General features: G+C 72.2%; 11 protein-coding genes. 7 read left to right on the plus strand and 4 right to left on the minus strand.

Annotation, left to right across the window (positions count from 1 at the left end):
* Positions 1-216: 216 nt before the first annotated feature.
* The gene (locus AB0J10_RS10390; protein ID WP_363059857.1) at positions 217-2,445 is read right to left on the minus strand and encodes a PIG-L family deacetylase; all 2,229 of its coding nucleotides are present in this window, start codon (positions 2,443-2,445) and stop codon (positions 217-219) included.
* A gap of 601 nt (positions 2,446-3,046) precedes the next feature.
* On the opposite strand from AB0J10_RS10390, the gene AB0J10_RS10395 reads away from it, so the two are divergent.
* Positions 3,047-6,040, plus strand: coding sequence for a bifunctional [glutamine synthetase] adenylyltransferase/[glutamine synthetase]-adenylyl-L-tyrosine phosphorylase (locus AB0J10_RS10395; RefSeq protein WP_363059859.1), 2,994 nt, complete (start codon positions 3,047-3,049; stop codon positions 6,038-6,040).
* A 363-nt stretch (positions 6,041-6,403) separates the two neighbouring features.
* Here AB0J10_RS10395 and AB0J10_RS10400 read toward each other — a convergent pair whose 3' ends face one another.
* The 3 genes from AB0J10_RS10400 to AB0J10_RS10410 form a co-directional block, all read right to left on the minus strand.
* Positions 6,404-7,267, minus strand: coding sequence for a phosphatase PAP2 family protein (locus AB0J10_RS10400; RefSeq protein ID WP_363059861.1), 864 nt, complete (start codon positions 7,265-7,267; stop codon positions 6,404-6,406).
* 164 nt (positions 7,268-7,431) lie between these two features.
* Positions 7,432-8,463, minus strand: a complete 1,032-nt coding sequence (locus tag AB0J10_RS10405) for a LacI family DNA-binding transcriptional regulator (protein WP_363059863.1) — start codon at positions 8,461-8,463, stop codon at positions 7,432-7,434.
* Positions 8,464-8,488: 25 nt separating this feature from the next.
* Positions 8,489-10,132, minus strand: coding sequence for a glycoside hydrolase family 13 protein (locus tag AB0J10_RS10410; protein ID WP_363059865.1), 1,644 nt, complete (start codon positions 10,130-10,132; stop codon positions 8,489-8,491).
* 364 nt (positions 10,133-10,496) lie between these two features.
* Between AB0J10_RS10410 and AB0J10_RS10415 the strand changes: the two genes are divergently transcribed.
* The 6 genes from AB0J10_RS10415 to AB0J10_RS10440 all read left to right on the plus strand — a co-directional run bounded on the left by AB0J10_RS10415 (position 10,497) and on the right by AB0J10_RS10440 (position 17,118).
* Positions 10,497-11,768 carry an extracellular solute-binding protein gene (locus AB0J10_RS10415; protein ID WP_363059867.1) on the plus strand — a complete coding sequence of 424 codons (1,272 nt, stop codon included), beginning with the start codon at positions 10,497-10,499 and terminating at the stop codon, positions 11,766-11,768.
* A gap of 20 nt (positions 11,769-11,788) precedes the next feature.
* A complete protein-coding gene (locus tag AB0J10_RS10420) occupies positions 11,789-12,802 on the plus strand; it encodes a sugar ABC transporter permease (RefSeq protein ID WP_363059869.1) in 1,014 nt (337 codons plus the stop codon).
* On the plus strand, positions 12,799-13,659 hold the full coding sequence (locus AB0J10_RS10425) for a carbohydrate ABC transporter permease (RefSeq protein WP_363059871.1): 861 nt from the start codon (positions 12,799-12,801) through the stop codon (positions 13,657-13,659). The genes AB0J10_RS10420 and AB0J10_RS10425 overlap by 4 nt, the downstream gene beginning before the upstream one ends.
* Before the next feature lie 49 nt (positions 13,660-13,708).
* Positions 13,709-15,385: a glycoside hydrolase family 13 protein gene (locus AB0J10_RS10430; RefSeq protein ID WP_363059873.1), complete on the plus strand. Its 1,677-nt coding sequence runs from the start codon at positions 13,709-13,711 to the stop codon at positions 15,383-15,385.
* Entirely contained in the window at positions 15,370-16,413 is a 1,044-nt protein-coding gene (locus AB0J10_RS10435; RefSeq protein ID WP_363059875.1) for a LacI family DNA-binding transcriptional regulator, read from the plus strand. The genes AB0J10_RS10430 and AB0J10_RS10435 overlap by 16 nt, the downstream gene beginning before the upstream one ends.
* A 366-nt stretch (positions 16,414-16,779) precedes the next feature.
* Entirely contained in the window at positions 16,780-17,118 is a 339-nt protein-coding gene (locus AB0J10_RS10440) for a hypothetical protein (protein ID WP_363059877.1), read from the plus strand.
* Positions 17,119-17,400 lie beyond the last annotated feature (282 nt).

Genomic DNA, 17,400 nt, shown 5'->3' on the forward strand with positions numbered 1-17,400 from the left:
CTTGTGCCGGAAGGCCCTGTCCGGACCTCGAAGTGCCACTCCGGACCGTACTTCCCACGCCCGGACCCGGCCAGCCGGGCGAGCCCGGTCCCGTCCCTCACCCGGACGGCCACACCCGCCACGACCAGGGTTCTCCTGCCCAGGCCCCTGCGGGAGCTTCCTGTGAAGCCCCCTGCGGAGACGAAGGCCGCTGCGGAAGTCACCCGCGGCAGCCCCCTACGGAAGCTGCGCCGTCCGCGGACGCCCCGACGGCGTCCAGTGCAGGGTGCCGTCCAGGCCGATCGCGGCGATGCCGCCGGGAAGTCCGGCGGGCGCCCCGGCGAGGAGGAAACCGCCTTCGGTCCAGCCGGCCCCGGCCCCGGCCTCGGGCTCCGTCACCGGTACCGGGCGGGGCCGCGCCTGTGTGCGCGTCGTCGCCAGAACACCGGTGCGGGACCGGACGGCCAGCAGATCGCCGCCCGAGCCGACCGGGCCGAAGCCCGCCACACCGGTCGAGGCCACGAACGAGACGACGGGGACGAACATCCCTGCCGTGCCCCTACCCGCCGCCCCGCCCGAAGCTGTGCCCGCTTCCGCACCCGGGGCACCCTTCGCCTTCCCCGCGATGCCCGTACGCGGGGCGCCGGCCGCCCCCGCGCCGACCGCTCCGCCCCTTTCACCGGTGCCGGGCACACCGGGGGCCCCGCCGAAGTGGGCGGCGCGGACCTCGCCCGTGACCGGGACGCGGTACCAGAGCCGGATGCCGCCGCCCCGGGCGTCGGCCGTCGCGTTCAGCGCCAGCGTCGTCGCCGGAAGGCCGGTCCGCATCGGGCCGGCCAGCGGGCCGCCGGGGCCGGACTGCGACCAGGCCAGCACCGACGACGGGGTGGGGACGAAAACGGTGTGCCGGCCGGACGCGTCCGTGGCCGCCACCGGATCGCCGCGCAGGCCCGTGCCGCCCAGCGGCGTCCAGGGCTCCCAGCCGCCACCCGGCAGCCCGGTCCGGCCGGTCAGCCGGTGGGCGGAGTCCCGGACGAACACCCTGAGCCGGCCCGTCGGGTCCACGACCGCCGCCGGCGCGCTGATGGCCGAAGTACCGCTCTCGTCGTCGCGCTCCGGAGTGCCGAGCGAGGCCCACGGCCCGAAGTCGCCGCCCCGGGAGCGCTGCACGCTGAGCACCACGTCCCGGCGGTAGTCGGCGGCGCGTGCGCCGAGAGTTGTACGGGTCCCGAGCACGGCGATCCGGCCGTCGGGCAGGCGTACCGAGGTCACCCCGCCGTCGATGCCGCCGTCACCGGTCAGCCGGGGACCGGTCCAGCCCGCCGTGGGCCCCGCGCGGTGCCAGACGGCGAGCCGCCGGTCGAGCACGGAGAACGCCCACGCGGTCCCGCCCGGACCGGGCTGCGCCCAGGTCGTCGACTCTCCGCGTGTGTGGCGGACCGTCTGCGCCCAGCCGTGGCCGGCGGGCCGTGCCGCCACCTTGCGGTCTCCGCAGCCGGCCGGGTCGCCGCAGTGGTCGGCGCCGTCCGTCCACGCGTACGTCTCAAGGGTGCGCAGCTTCGCCGCGGCGTCCGCGGGGCCGAGGGTGCGGGGCAGCCGTCCGGTGGCATAGCCGAGGTAGGTCTGGACGCCGAAGGCGGGGTGCCCGGGTACGGCCGCGTAGCGGGCGAGCGCCGCCTGTGCGAACCGCGCCCCGTACAGATGGTCCTGGTGGTCGGAGTAGGTGCCCTTCGCGGTGCGTCCCGGGGTCGGGTCCTGAATGCGGACGAACGTCGGCCGGAACCGCTCCAGCAGTCCGGCGACGGTCTCCACGACCTGCCGCTTGGTGTAGGCGAAGTCCTCCCGCACCGGCGTCCCGGAGGACAGTTGCGACCCGAGGGAGTCCACCCGGCCGTCCCACAGCCCGCGGAGGCTGTGGGGTCGGTCGCCGTTGACGCTGCCGGCCTCCCGGAGCTGGACCCAGACGAGACTGATCCAGGGCTTGGCGCGGAGGGTGTCGAGCTCGGCCGACCCGCCGCCCGCGGTGCGCACGGCAGAGCGCGACCAGGGGCTGGTCCGGTCACCGGTGGCCATCTCGGCGTAGGCGGCGCGTATGCCGTTCTGGCGGGCCTCGGCGTACGCGGCCTTGTCGGGGGCCGGGGGATCCGGGTCGTCGCGCCGGGCGTTGACGCCGTCGGCTTCGCCCGCCGTCAGGTACACCGACGTCAGGCTCCGGCCCGTGGCCAGGGACTGGGCGGTGTCCGGGTTCATGAAGAACAGGTCGTCGTCGGGATGGGCGAGGATCTGGACCACCCGCTCGCCCGCGGTGGTGCGGACCGGCTGGACCGCCGGCCCCGCCGGGGGAACGGCCCGCGCGCCGCGGCGGTCCGCGGCCGTGTCGGGCACGGTCACCAGCGTGCCCACGACGCCCAGCAGCAGCGCGGCGGCCAGCCCGGCGACCACTCCTCGCCGGGCGCGGCGGGCCACGGGACCGGAGCGGACCGGGAGGCCGGCGCCGCCCGGAGCCCCGGGGCCGTCCTCCCGACCGGGACCGGGAGGGGAACCGGGGCGGGCCGCGGAGTCGGGGGCGTGCGAGGAACCGGAGCCGGGGCGGGCCGCGGCGGCGCGACGGAACGCGGAGCCGAAGCGGGGCGCGGATGCGTGAGGCGCCGCCGAGGGGCGGCTGCTGCGGCGGGGCCGGCTGGGCATGGCGGTCGGTGCTTTCGTGGTCGGTGGGGGCCGGTGACCGCCCGGGCGCACGCGCCCGCGGGGGCACCGGTGTCCCGCGGGCGAACGCGCGCCCGCCGGTCACCGGGCGGCCGGCGGGCGTTGCGGGGCCCCACCGCGCACCGGCGACCCGCGGGCGCGGGTGGTCCTCGGTGAACGTGTCCGTGCCGTCCGGGCGCGCGCGGTGCCCGGACACGACGGAGGACGGAGATTCCAGGAATACGGGTTGTCCCGCACGAACCACGAAGAACATGGCGAACATCACGGAACCGCACATCGGGCGACGCCCTCCGGGGCGCGGCCCCCGCACCCCTGCGACTACGCTCGGACCCGGATCCGGACCTTGATCGGAGGCGGCGGGATGACATCGGTGCCGGGGCGCAGAAGCAGTACCTTCACCCGTCTGCTGCGACACGGCTTCACCCACCCCGCCGCCGCCGAGCGGCTGCTGGACCTGCCCGAGATGGCTCCCGTGCGCACCGACTCCGTCCTCCTCGACGCGCTCGGCGCCACCGCCGACCCCGACCTGGCCCTGCGCGGACTCGTACGCCTGGTCGAGGCCCAGCAGCCGGACGAGCGGCAGGTACTGCTGGACACGCTGCTCTCCGCGAAGCCGCTGCGCGACCGGCTGCTCGGGGTGCTGGGCGCCTCGGAGGCGCTCGGCGACCATCTGGCCCGGCACCCGCACGACTGGCAGGCGCTGGTGATGTACGAGGCGTCCGATCTGCACCCCGGGGTGGACGACTTCGAGCGGGGACTCGCCGAGGCGACCGAGCCGGTGTCGCTGCGTGTCGCCTACCGCCGCTGCCTGCTGTCGATCGCCGCCCGTGACGTGTGCGGCACCACCGACGTGGCGCAGACCGCGGCGGAGCTGGCCGACCTCGCGACGGCGACGCTGCGCGCGGCTCTCGCCATCGCCCGCACCGAAGCCCCCGAGGACGCCGCCGCCTGTCGGCTGGCGGTGATCGCCATGGGCAAGTGCGGCGGCCATGAACTCAACTACGTCTCCGACGTGGACGTGATCTTCGTCGGGGAGCAGGCATCCGAGTCCGTGGACGAGTCCACTGCGGTGAAGGCCGCGACCCGGCTCGCCTCGCACCTCATGCGGATCTGCTCGGAGACCACCGTCGAGGGCGCGATCTGGCCCGTCGACGCCAATCTGCGGCCGGAGGGCCGCAACGGCCCGCTGGTGCGCACCCTCTCCAGCCATCTCGCCTACTACCAGCGCTGGGCGAAGACGTGGGAGTTCCAGGCGTTGCTCAAGGCGCGGCCGGTGGCGGGGGACCCGGAACTCGGCGCCGAGTACGTCGAGGCCGTGTCGCCGCTGGTCTGGCAGGCCGCCGAGCGCGAGAACTTCGTGCCCGACGTGCAGAAGATGCGCCGCCGCGTCGTCGACAACATCCCCGTCGCGCACATAGACCGCGAGCTGAAGCTGGGCCCGGGCGGGCTGCGGGACGTCGAGTTCGCCGTGCAGCTGCTGCAGTTGGTCCACGGGCGAACCGACCCCACGCTGCGCAGCGGCTCCACCCTGGAGGCGTTGCGGGCACTCGCGGCGGGCGGGTACGTGGGTCGGGCGGACGCGGCACAGCTCGACGAGGCGTACCGCTTCCTGCGCTCCATGGAGCACCGGATCCAGCTGTACCGGCTGCGCCGTACGCACCTGGTCCCGGAGGGCGAGGAGGACCTGCGGCGCCTCGGGCGGTCCCTCGGGCTGCGCGCCGACCCGGTGGCCGAGCTCGACAAGGAGTGGCGGCGGCACGGCTCCGTCGTCCGCAGACTGCACGAGAAGCTCTTCTACCGGCCCCTGCTGGACGCGGTCGCCCAGCTCGCGCCCGGTGAGACCCGGCTCAGCACCCAGGCCGCCCGGCAGCGCTTGGAGGCGCTCGGCTACGCCGATCCGGCCGCGGCCCTGCGGCATCTGGAGGCGCTGTCGTCCGGGGTCTCGCGCAAGGCGGCGATCCAGCGGACGCTGCTGCCGGTGCTGCTCGGCTGGTTCGCGGACTCCGCCGATCCGGACGCGGGCCTGCTGGGCTTCCGCCAGGTGTCGGACGCGCTCGGCAAGACGCCCTGGTACCTGCGGCTGCTGCGCGACGAGGGCGCGGCCGCGGAGAACCTCGCCCGGGTGCTGTCCGCCGGCCGGCTCGCTCCCGATCTGCTGCTGCGCGCCCCGGAGGCCGTGGCGCTGCTCGGCGATCCCGAGGGGCTGAAGCCGCGGGGCCGCGACCATCTGGAGCAGGAGGTGCTCGCGGCGGTCGGGCGCGCGGACGGAGCGGAGGCGGCGGTGGCCTCCGCCCGCGCGGTGCGGCGGCGGGAGCTGTTCCGTACCGCGGCGGCGGACCTGATCGGCTCCTACGGCACCGAGGAGAACCCGGCCGGGCACGACCCGCGCACGCTCGTCGACCGGGTGGGCAACGCCGTCACCGACCTCAACGCGGCCACGATCGCCGGCGCGCTGCGCGCCGTCGTGCGCGAGCGGTGGGGGGACGAGCTCCCCACCCGGTTCGCGGTCATCGGCGTGGGCCGCTTCGGCGGACACGAACTGTCGTACGGTTCCGACGCGGATGTGCTGTTCGTCCACGAGCCGCGCGAGGGCGACGACGAGCACGAGGCCGCCCAGGCCGCGAACACCGTCGTCGCGGAGATGCGGCGGCTGCTGCAGCTCCCCACCGCGGACCCGCCGCTGCTGATCGACGCCGACCTGCGCCCGGAGGGCCGCAACGGCCCGCTGGTGCGCACGCTCGCCTCCTACGCGGCCTACTACCGCCGCTGGTCACTGGTCTGGGAGAGCCAGGCGCTGCTGCGCGCCGAGCCGATGGCCGGCGACGAGGACCTGGGCGCGCGCTTCATCGAACTGGTCGACCCGCTCCGCTACCCGGCCGGGGGCCTGAGCGAGGAGGCGGTCCGGGAGATCCGCCGTCTCAAGGCCCGGATGGAGACCGAGCGCCTGCCGCGCGGCGCGGACCCGACGCTGCACACCAAGCTGGGCCGCGGGGGCCTCAGCGACGTCGAATGGACGGTGCAGCTCCTCCAGATGCGTCATGGCTGCTCCGAACCGGGTCTGCGCACGACGCGCACCCGTGGTGCCCTCGCCGCCGCCCGGGACGCGGGGCTCCTGTCCCCGGAGGACGCGGAGATCCTCGACGACGCGTGGGTGCTGGCGACCCGGGTCCGCAACGGCGTCATGCTCGTCAGGGGCCGTGCGGGGGACACCTTCCCCTCGGAAGCGAAGGAACTGGCCGCGGTGGGCCGCTACCTGGGGTACGGCCAGGGGCATGTCGGGGAGATGGTCGACGAGTACCGCCGTGCGACGCGGCGGGCGCGTGCGGTCGTGGAGCGACTGTTCTACGGGGCGTAGCCGGAGGTTCCGGCGCCGGCGGCACCCGCGAGTGCATCTGGCGCGGGGCATGCCGCCTCCCCGGCCCCGGTGTTCCGGCAGGCCGCCTCGGTGCGCCCCGGCTTCCGGGTGGAGGGGCGCCGCTTTGCGGACGCGGCCTTCCGGGCGTGCTCCGTGCGCCACGGGCGTCCGGCCCGGCCGCGCGTACCGGGTGCGCGGGTGGGCGTCCCGCCCAGCACGGACAGTGAGGGCCGACACCGGCCCGCAGCCCGGGAGTCGGGCCGGCGACACCGGGCGTTCAAACGCGCCGGGCGAACCGCGCAGTGCGAACCGTGCCGCGGGAGCGCGTCCGCTCCGTGCGTTCTCCGGCGCGTCGGGCGTCGGCTAAGCCGTGAGTACGGCGCCGGCGGGCACCGGGTCCGGCACATGGCGGGGCAGCCGGTGCGGGAGCGAGCCGTACCAGGCGTAGGACAGGCCGTAGCCGAAGCCGAGGCAGAGCAGCCCGCCGACGGCGTCCAGCCAGAAGTGGTTGGCGGTTGCCACGATCACTATGAGGGTGAGCGTCGGGTACAGCAGGCCCAGGATCTTTCCCCAGGGCGCCTTCGCCAGCACGAAGATGGTCAGTCCGCACCACAGCGACCAGCCGATGTGCATCGACGGCATGGCCGCGTACTGGTTGGACATGGTCTTCAGATTGCCGGAGGCCATGGAACCCCAGGTGTGGTGCACCAGCACCGTGTCGATGAAGTGCTGGCCGTTCATCAGCCGCGGCGGGGCCAGCGGGTAGAGGTAGTAGCCGACGAGGGCGACACCGGTGGTGGCGAAGAGGACGAGCCGGGTGGGGGCGTAGCGGCCGGGGTGCCGGCGGTAGAGCCACACCAGGACGCCGATCGTCACGATGAAGTGCAGGGTGGCGTAGTAGTAGTTCATCGTCACGATCAGCCATGTCACCGAGTTGGCCGCGTGGTTGACCGTCTGCTCGACTGCGATGCCGAGAGCCTTCTCGGCCTCCCAGATCCAGTCGGCGTTCCGCAGCGCCTGGGCCTTCTGCTCGGGAACGGCGTTGCGGATGAGGGAGTACGTCCAGTAGCTGACCGCGATGAGCAGGATCTCGAACCAGATGCGGGGCCGTCGGACCGACCGCAGCCTGCGCAGTCTGCTCTGCTCCGGGGCCGGGCCGTCCTCGGTCACCATGGGTGACGGGGACGCGGTCCGGCCTTCCAAGGTCTTCACGGTCGCTTCACCCATAGGAGGAGAGTCTGCCAGATGGGTGCGCCGCTCCGATCATCCCTCGGTCGGGTTCGGGAGGGCCTCCGGTCCCTCCTGAGGACCAGTCGGATCCCCCGTGTTTCCCTGGTGTGCCACGGAATTCGGGAGTCCGGTCGAGAGGCCCGCCGGCCGGGTGGGACGGATCAGGGCGAACCGTGCAAAGGGCCCGCCGCGGTCGAGCCGCGCACCACCAGCTCCGGCATGAAGACGAACTCGCTGTGAGGTGCGGGCGTTCCGCCGATCTCCTCCAGCAGCGTGCGCACCGCCGCCTGCCCCATGGCGGGGACGGGCTTGCGCACCGTCGTCAGCGGCGGATCGGTGAAGGCGATGAGCGGGGAGTCGTCGAAGCCGACCACCGAGATGTCGTCGGGCACCTCCAGTCCCCGCTGCCGCGCCGCCCGGATCGCGCCGAGCGCCATCATGTCGCTCGCGCACACCACGGCCGTGCAGCCCCGGTCCATCAGTGCGGACGCCGCGGCCTGGCCGCCCTCCAGGGTGTAGAGGGAGTGCTGGATCAGCTCCGACTCGATCTGCTGCTCGCTCGGGCCGAGCTGGTCGCGGACCGCCTTGACGAAGCCCTCTATCTTCCGCAGGACCGGCACGAAGCGGCGTGGCCCGAGGGCCAGTCCGATGCGGGTGTGGCCGAGGGAGACGAGATGGGTCACGGCCAGCTGCATCGCCGCCCGGTCGTCCGGGGAGATGAAGGGGGCCCGCACCAGCGGGGAGAAGCCGTCGACGAGGACGAAGGGGACGCCCTGGGCGCGCAGCTTCTCGTAGCGCTGCATGTCGGCCGTGGTGTCGGCGTGCAGTCCGGAGACGAAGATGATGCCCGATACGCCCCGATCCACCAGCATTTCGGTGAGTTCGTCCTCGGTGGAGCCGCCGGGGGTCTGGGTGGCCAGGACGGGGGTGTAGCCCTGGCGGGTCAGCGCCTGTCCGATGACCTGCGCCAGGGCCGGGAATATGGGGTTCTCCAGCTCGGGCGTGATGAGCCCGACGAGTCCGGCGCTGCGGCGGCGCAGCTTCACGGGGCGCTCGTAGCCGAGGACGTCGAGTGCGGCGAGCACTGATTCGCGGGTGGTCGAGGCAACGCCTGGCTTGCCGTTCAGCACCCGGCTGACCGTCGCCTCGCTGACCCCCGCCTGGGCTGCGATGTCGGCGAGCCGTGCGGTCATGGGATTGGACTGTACCGGTCGCATGTCAGATTGCCCACCAGACGGTCGAGTCGGCGGGAAGCCGGACCGTCCCGCCGCTGAACTCGGGGGTCGCGGAGGCCAGCAGCGGAACCCCGGGGGAGGGGAGCGCCACGTCCGTGCCGCGGGTGTTCGTCGTGCAGACGAAACCGTCACGGGCGAAGGCCAGGACGCCGTGGGGTGCGTCGAGCCAGGTCACCGCTTCACCCGCGCCGAGGCCCGGGTGCTCGCGGCGTACCGCGAGGGCCGCCCGGTACAGCTCCAGGGTGGAGCCGGCCACCCCGGTCTGGGCCTCCACGCTGAGCTCTGCCCAGTCGGCGGGCTGCGGGAGCCAGCTGCCGCCGCTGCCGAAGCCGTACGACGGGCCCGAACGGGTCCAGGGGATCGGCACCCGGCAGCCGTCGCGGAAGCCGTCCTGGCCCTCCGCCCGGAAGAACGACGGGTCCTGGCGCACCTCGTCCGGCAGATCGAGAACCTCGGGCAGACCCAGCTCCTCGCCCTGGTAGACGTACACGGACCCGGGCAGCGCCAGCATCAGCAGCGCCGCGGCCCGGGCCCGGCGCAGGCCCATCGGCCCGCCGCCGTAGCGCGTGGTGTGCCGGGGGACGTCGTGGTTGGACAGCACCCAGGTGGTGGGCGCGCCGACGGACGCGGTCGCCGCCAGCGAGGCATCGACGACCTCCCTCATCCGCTCCGGGTCCCAGGGGCAGCGCAGGAACTGGAAGTTGAACGCCTGGTGCAGTTCGTCGGGGCGTACGTAGAGGGCGAGGCGCTCCGGGCTCGGCGCCCAGGCCTCGGCCACGCCGATGCGCTCACCGCCGTAGCCCTCCAGGAGCCGCCGCCAGGAGCGGTGGATCTCGTGGACGCCGTCCTGGTCGAAGAAGGGCAGCACCTGCGCCCCGATCATCTTGGCCTGCTCCCGGGCCCCGATGTCGGGCAGTCCGGCCGCCTTGACCATCCCGTGGGCGACGTCGATCCGGAAACCGTCGACGCCCAGGTCCAGCCAGAAGCGCAGCACCGCGTCGAACTCCTCGCGCACCTCGGGGTGCTCCCAGTTCAGATCGGGCTGCTCGGGGGCGAAGAGGTGCAGGTACCACTCTCCCGGCGAGCCGTCCGGGTCGACCGTCCGCGTCCAGGCCGGTCCGCCGAAGACCGACTCCCAGTCGTTGGGCGGCAGTTCGCCGTGCGTACCCCTGCCGGGCCGGAAGTGGTAGTGGCCCCGCTCCGGGCCGCCCGACAGTGCGGAGCGGAACCACTGGTGCTGGTCCGAGGTGTGGTTCGGGACGATGTCGACGATCACCCGCAGACCCAGCCGGTGGGCCTCCCTGACCAGGTCGTCGGCGTCGTCGAGGGCGCCGAAGAGCGGATCGACGGCGCGGTAGTCGGAGACGTCGTAGCCGCCGTCCGCCTGGGGCGAGGCGTAGAAGGGGGTCAGCCAGACCGCGTCCACGCCGAGTCCCGCGAGGTGGGGGAGCCGGTCACGGATGCCGCGCAGGTCGCCGACGCCGTCGCCGTCGCTGTCGGCGAAGGAGCGGACGTACACCTGGTAGATCACGGCGTCCCGCCACCAGTCACCGGATCGGCCGGGGCGCACGGTCGGGGCGACCGGGCTGACCTGCGGCGTGGTGGTCGTGCCGAGCTCCTGCGTCATGGGCGCTCCTTCGGATGCCTGTCTCTCGATGTTCCGGGCGTTCCGGGTGTTGCAGATGTTCCGGGTGTGCCGGATGTTCTGGAACTTCTCGACCTTCCGGATCTTCCGGCGCAACGCCGACCCAAGTCGAAGGTAACAGCGCTGCAATCTCTTGCGGAAGCAGTTGCGCGGGCGCACGGAGGCGCAGGGGCGGGGTCAGGCGCTGTTGGCAAGGCGCACAACGGCAACCGTGAGGACACGCGGATGTAACGATCGCGGCCGCTTGCGGAAATCTCTCGCAAGGTCTTTCGGACTTCTTTCAACCTTGTTACGTTCCTGACCGAATCGGCGCCGTGATGGAGCGGCCCAGGTTGAAGGAGTTCACATGCGACGTGGCATAGCGGCCACCGCTCTGGTCGCGAGCCTGGCGCTCACGGCGACCGCGTGCGGCGGGGACGACGCCGAGAGCGGCAAGAGCGCCTCGGGCAAGCTGTCGGGCACGGTCACCTGGTGGGACACGTCGACCGTCGGCAGCGAGGACAAGGTCTTCAAGAAGCTCGCCGAGGGCTTCACCAAGCTGCACCCCGATGTCAAGATCAACTATGTGAACGTGCCCTTCGGCGAGGCGCAGAACAAGTTCAAGAACGCCGCCCAGTCCGGCTCCGGCGCCCCCGACGTGATCCGCTCCGAGGTGGCCTGGACCCCTGAGTTCGCCGACCTCGGCTACCTCGCCCCGCTGGACGGCACCTCCGCCCTCAAGGAGGACAAGGACTTCCTGCCGCAGGCCGCCGCCTCCACGAAGTACAACGACAAGACCTACGCCGTGCCGCAGGTCATCGACTCCATGGGCATCTTCTACAACAAGAAGATCTTCCAGGAGGCCGGTGTCCAGCCGCCGTCCTCGATCGCCGAGCTGAAGACCGTCTCCAAGACGATCAAGGACAAGACCGGCAAGACCGGCCTCTACCTGCGCGGCGACGACGCGTACTGGTTCCTGTCCTTCCTCTACGGCGAGGGCGGCAACCTCGTCGACGCCGAGAAGAAGCAGATCACCGTCGACAACCCGGCCGGCGTCAAGGCCATGAAGGTCGTCAAGGACCTCGTCGACTCCGGCGCCGCGAAGACCGATGCCACCGACGGCTGGAACAACATGCAGACCGCCTTCAAGGATGGCAAGGTCGCCATGATGATCAACGGCCCGTGGGCGGTCACCGACACGTACGGCGGCAAGGAGTTCAAGGACAAGGCCAATCTCGGCATCGTCCCGGTCCCGGCGGGCTCCGACGGCCAGGGCGCCCCGCAGGGCGGGCACAACCTCGCCGTCTACGCCGGTTCCAAGAACCTCGATGCCTCCTACGCCTTCGTCGAGTACATGACCTCGGTCGAGTCCCAGACCACGGTCGCCAAGGAGCTCAGCCTCCTGCCGACCCGCACCTCGGTCTACGACAAGCCCACCGTCTCCGGCAACGAGATGGTCGCCTTCTTCAAGCCGGTCGTCGACAAGGCCGTCGAGCGCCCCTGGATCCCCGAGGGCGGCAGCCTCTTCGCCCCGCTCGTGACCGAGTACACCAAGGTCCTCACCGGCCAGACCACCCCGGAGAAGGGAGCCAAGGCGGCGGGCGACGCCTACCGCAAGCTCCTGAAGGACTGGAAGTAAGGGAAGAGGAAGACCGACTGATGGCTGTCCAGACCAGCGGCCAGTCGGTGGCGAAGGCCGCGGAGCCCGGGAGGGCCCGCGGCCGTCGCCGCGACACCGCAGGCGCGCCCGGCAAGATCCGCCGCGCCCTCTCCACGCACTGGTACGCCTGGACCATGGTCGCCCCCGTGGTGATCGTGATCGGGGTGATCATCGGCTACCCGCTCGTCCGCGGCGTCTACCTGTCGCTGACGAACGCCAACGAGCGCAACGTCGAGCGGTCGATCGGGGTGAACCACCTTCCCGCGACGTACGAGTTCGTCGGGCTCGACAACTACGCCGACGCGCTCACCGGCAGCCAGTTCCTGGACACCCTCGGGTGGACGCTGGTGTGGACGGTCTCCTGCGTGGCCGTCACCTTCGGACTGGGCCTCGCCCTCGCCAACATCCTCAACCGCAGGATCGCCGGCCGGTCGTTCTACCGGATGATGCTGATCCTGCCCTGGGCGGTGCCCGGCTTCGTCTCCGTCTTCGCCTGGCGCTTCCTCTACAACGAGGACAACGGCCTGCTCAACAAGCTCCTCGCGGGCGGCGGCATCGACGCCGTGCCGTGGCTCAACGACCCGACCTGGGCCAAGTTCTCGGTGATCGCCGTGAACGTCTGGCTCGGCGTCCCCTTCATGATGGTCGCCCTGCTCGGCGGACTGCAGTCCATCCCCGGCGAGCTGTACGAGGCGGCCGAGATGGACGGTGCCAACGCCTGGCAGCGGTTCCGCAACATCACCATGCCCGGGCTGCGGTCGGTGTCCACCACCGTCGTGCTGCTGAGCACCATCTGGACCTTCAACATGTTCCCGGTGATCTTCCTGCTCACCCGGGGCGGCCCCGGTGAGGCCACGCAGATCCTGGTCACCCAGGCGTACAAGTTCTCGTTCGAGATCAGCCCCCGCGACTTCGCCCAGTCCTCCACCTGGGGCGTGCTGATCCTCGTCCTCCTGATGGTCTTCGCCGCTGTCTACCAGCGCGTCCTCCGCAAGCAGGGAGAAACCTGGTGACCACGACCAACGCCCCGGCGAACGCCCCGGTGCGCGGCCGCCGCACGCCGCTGGCCTCGACCGCGCTGCACCTCACGCTGCTCGTCGCCTCCGTGATCGCCGTCTTCCCGGTGCTGTGGGTACTGCTGACCTCGCTGAAGCCGGCGAGCTACGCGACGACGACGGACTTCGTCAGGGAGACGACGCTCGAGAACTACACGAAGCTGCTGGCGGACACCGAGTTCCTGACCTGGTTCGGCAACTCGCTCCTGGTCGCCGGCCTCACCACGGTCCTCGGCGTCTTCGTGGCCGCCACCACCGGCTACGCCGTCAGCCGCTTCCGCTTCCCCGGCAAACGGGGCCTGATGTGGACGCTGCTGATCACCCAGATGTTCCCGGTCGCGGTCCTGATCGTGCCGATCTACAACATCATGTCGGGTCTGGGCCTGCTCAACGAGCCGGCCGGTCTCGTCATCACCTACCTCACCATCGCGGTGCCCTTCTGCGCCTGGATGATGAAGGGCTTCTTCGACACCATCCCGCGCGAGATCGACGAGTCGGGCCAGGTCGACGGGCTCACCCCGTTCGGCACCTTCTGGCGGCTGATCCTGCCGCTGGCCCGTCCCGGCATCGCGGTGACGGCCTTCTACTCGTTCATCACCGCCTGGGGCGAGGTGGCCTACGCCTCCGCCTTCATGGTCGGCGACGAGAACCTGACCCTCGCCGGGGGCCTGCAGAAGTTCGTCAACCAGTACGGCGCCCAGTGGGGTCCGATGACCGCGGCCTCCGTGCTCATCGCCATCCCGGCCGCGATCGTCTTCCTCTTCGCACAGCGTCATCTGGTCACGGGCGTTTCGGCGGGCGCCGTCAAGGGCTGACCCGCACGTGCCGTACGTTCCCCCCAACCACGACCATCCCAGGGATGAAATGACCCAGCACCTCGCTGCCCCCGCCACCGCGACGACGTCCGGCCACCGAGCCGAGCCAGCGCCATGGTGGCGGGACGCGGTGATCTACCAGGTCTATCCGCGCAGCTTCGCCGACGGCAACGGCGACGGCATGGGCGATCTCGCCGGGATACGCAGCCGGCTCCCGTACCTCAAGGAGCTCGGCGTCGACGCGGTCTGGCTCAGCCCGTTCTACGCCTCCCCACAGGCCGACGCGGGCTACGACGTCGCCGACTACCGTGCCATCGACCCGATGTTCGGCACGCTCCACGACGCCGACGCCCTGATCCGCAGCGCCCACGCCCTGGACCTGCGGATCATCGTCGACCTCGTGCCCAACCACTGCTCCGACCAGCACGACTGGTTCCGGCAGGCGCTGCGCGAGGGCCCCCGGTCCCGGCTGCGCGAGCGCTTCCACTTCCGGCCCGGCAGGGGCGAGGACGGCGAACTGCCGCCCAACGACTGGGAGTCGATCTTCGGCGGACCGGCCTGGACGCGGACGGTCGACCCGGACGGCTCGCCGGGAGAGTGGTACCTGCACCTCTTCGCCCCCGAGCAGCCGGACTTCAACTGGGAGCACCCGGCCGTCCAGGACGAGTTCCGCTCCATCCTCCGGTTCTGGCTGGACCTGGGCGCCGACGGCTTCCGCGTCGACGTCGCCCACGGCCTGGTCAAGGCACCCGGCCTGCCCGACATCGGCTCCGGCGAGCAGCTGAAGCTGCTCGGAAACGACGTGATGCCGTTCTTCGACCAGGACGGCGTCCACGAGATCTACCGCTCCTGGCGGCGGATCCTCGACGAGTACGAGGGCGGGCGCGTCCTCGTCGCCGAGGCGTGGACCCCGACCGTGGAGCGCACCGCGCTGTACGTGCGCCCCGACGAGATGCATCAGGCATTCAACTTCCAGTACCTCACCACCAACTGGGACGCGAAGGAGCTGCGCGAGGTCATCGACGGCTCGCTCGCCGCGATGCGGCCGGTCGGGGCGCCCACCACCTGGGTGCTGTCCAACCACGACGTCACCCGGCACGCCACTCGCTTCGGCAACCCGCCGGGCCTCGGCACCCAGCTGCGCGAGCAGGGCGACCGCGAGCTCGGCCTGCGCCGGGCCCGTGCGGCCACGCTGCTGATGCTGGCGCTGCCCGGGTCGGCGTACGTCTACCAGGGCGAGGAGCTGGGTCTGCCGGACGTCACGGACCTGCCGGACGAGGTGCGCCAGGACCCGTCGTTCTTCCGGGCGGAGGGCCAGGACGGCTTCCGTGACGGCTGCCGGGTGCCGATCCCCTGGACGCGCGAGGGCTCGTCGTACGGCTTCGGCAGCGGCGGCAGCTGGCTCCCGCAGCCCGCCGACTGGGCAGAGCTCAGCGTGGAGGCCCAGACCGGGGTGGCCGGCTCCACCCTGGAGCTGTACCGGGCGGCCCTCGCGGTGCGCCGCGAACACCCGGGCCTCGGCGCGGGTGAAGCGGTGACCTGGCTCGACGCACCCCACGGCGTCCTGGCCTTCGCCCGCGAGGGTTTCGTCTGCACCGCCAACACCACGGGTGCGCCGGTCCGCCTCCCCGCACCCGGCGCGCTCCTGCTGGCCAGCGCGCCGGTCGCGGTGAACGACGGCTCCGCCGTCCTGCCCGCGGACGCCACGGCGTGGTGGACGGTGTGACGATCCCCAGGCCGAGGGGTACCGCGGGGGCAGGCGCTCCCCGGCTCACCGACATCGCAGCCCAGGCCGACGTCAGCGAGGCCACGGTCAGCCGTGTCCTCAACGGCAAGCCCGGTGTGTCGGCGGCGACCCGCACCCGGGTGCTCGCGGCGCTCGACATCCTCGGCTACGAGCGCCCGGTGCGGCTGCGGCGGCGCAGCGCGGGACTGATCGGCCTGGTGGTACCCGAGCTCACCAATCCGATCTTCCCGGCGTTCGCCCAGGTCATCGAGCAGGTGCTGGCCGGGCACGGCTACACACCGGTGCTGTGCTGCCAGCAGCCCGGCGGGGCCAGCGAGGACGAGCTCGTGGAGCAGCTGGAGGAGAGCGGTGTCGACGGCATCGTCTTCCTCTCGGGACTCCACGCGGACACGGCGGCGGACCAGGGGCGCTACGCCGAACTGGCCGCGCGCCGGGTCCCGTTCGTGCTCGTCAACGGCTGGAACGAGCAGGTCTCGGCGCCGTTCGTCTCGCCCGACGACCACATGGCCGCGGGCATGGCCGTGCGCCATCTCGCCGAGCTCGGCCACGAGCGCATCGGGCTCGCGGTCGGGCCGGTGCGCTACGTGCCGTCGCGGCGGAAGACGGAGGGCTTCCTGGCGGCGGCCGGTCCCGACGCCGAACGGTACGTCCGGCACACCCTGTTCAGTGTCGAGGGCGGTCACGCCGCCGCCGCCGAACTGATCGACGCGGGCTGCACCGGAATCGTCTGCGGCAGCGACATGATGGCGCTCGGGGTGATCCGGGCGGCGCGTGAGCGCGGCCTGGAGGTGCCGGGGGACGTGTCGGTGGTGGGGTACGACGACTCGCCGCTGATCCCCTTCACCGACCCGCCGCTGACGACCGTGCGGCAGCCGGTCCAGGCCATGGCGTCTGCGGCCGTCGGCGCGCTGCTGGAGGAGATCCGCGGGAACCCCGTGCCCAGCACCGAGTACGTCTTCCAGCCGGAGCTGGTGGTACGCGGCTCGACGGCGAGGGCGCGGAGCTGAGAGTGCGGGATGTGGGCTGATGCCCGTTTCGGGGTTGGGTCTGGGGGAGGAGCCCTGGTCGGCGGGGCGAGTGGACGGTCAGGGACGGGGCTGAGCGAACAGGCCGGGCTCGGGCTCGGGCTCGGGCTCGACGAGAAGGCCTCGGCTGACCAGGCGTTTCAGCTTGGATCGAATGCCTTCGGCGTTCTTCGGGACGATGGGCAGGTCGAGGGCCTGGCAGAGATCGCGGGCTCGCAGCGGCTTCCCGTGGTCTGAACCCTGGGGCCAGCTCCATGCTTGAACATGTTCAATAATGGAGGTCGGTGGGCCGCGCCCCTGTTCACGGGGGCACGACCCACCGGGCATCCGCCTCCAGCAAGGAAACCCATGAACCCCACCCGTCCCGGCTGTATCGGCCGACTCCTCGCGATCGGATACGTCGGCCTCGTCGCGACGGCCGGACTGGCCCGCGCCTTCGCGGGGGCCAGTCCCGACGGCTTCCTCGACCTCCTGCACCTGTGGACCTTCCCTGGATCGGTGCTGGTGACCGTCGGGTTCCTCTACCCGCTCGCCCTCCTCGACACGGAGACCGATCCGGATCCGGATGCGGCAGGCAACCCTTTCGCCTCCGCCGCGCTCGTAACCGCCGGCGCGGCCGTCAACGTGCTTCTGGTCTACGGCATCGTCCGCCTGGCCCGCGCCCTGCGTCCCAGTGCCCGACCCTGAGCTTGTTCGTTATGGTCTGTCCTGATCGCGTTCGGCGATGATCTCAGGCCGCCTGACGGTCTTGTCAACGTCGTAGCGGGGTGCCCGGTGTCTGTTCTTGGCGCCGGGTGGATGCGGTAGATCGTGAACGCGATCCTCTGCCGCCTGAGCGCCCATCAGGCGCTCGCGCCGGCGCCGGGGGCGCGGGGCCCGTGCCAGGCCGCCGTCCCGGTGTCGTCCGCTCACGGCGCGCGCAGGCACCCCACCGGAGTCCGCGCGGAGACCGCCCCGCCGGGGCCGGCA

It is taken from the genome of Streptomyces sp. NPDC049887 (genome assembly GCF_040656535.1).
In the GTDB taxonomy this organism is placed as follows: domain Bacteria; phylum Actinomycetota; class Actinomycetes; order Streptomycetales; family Streptomycetaceae; genus Streptomyces.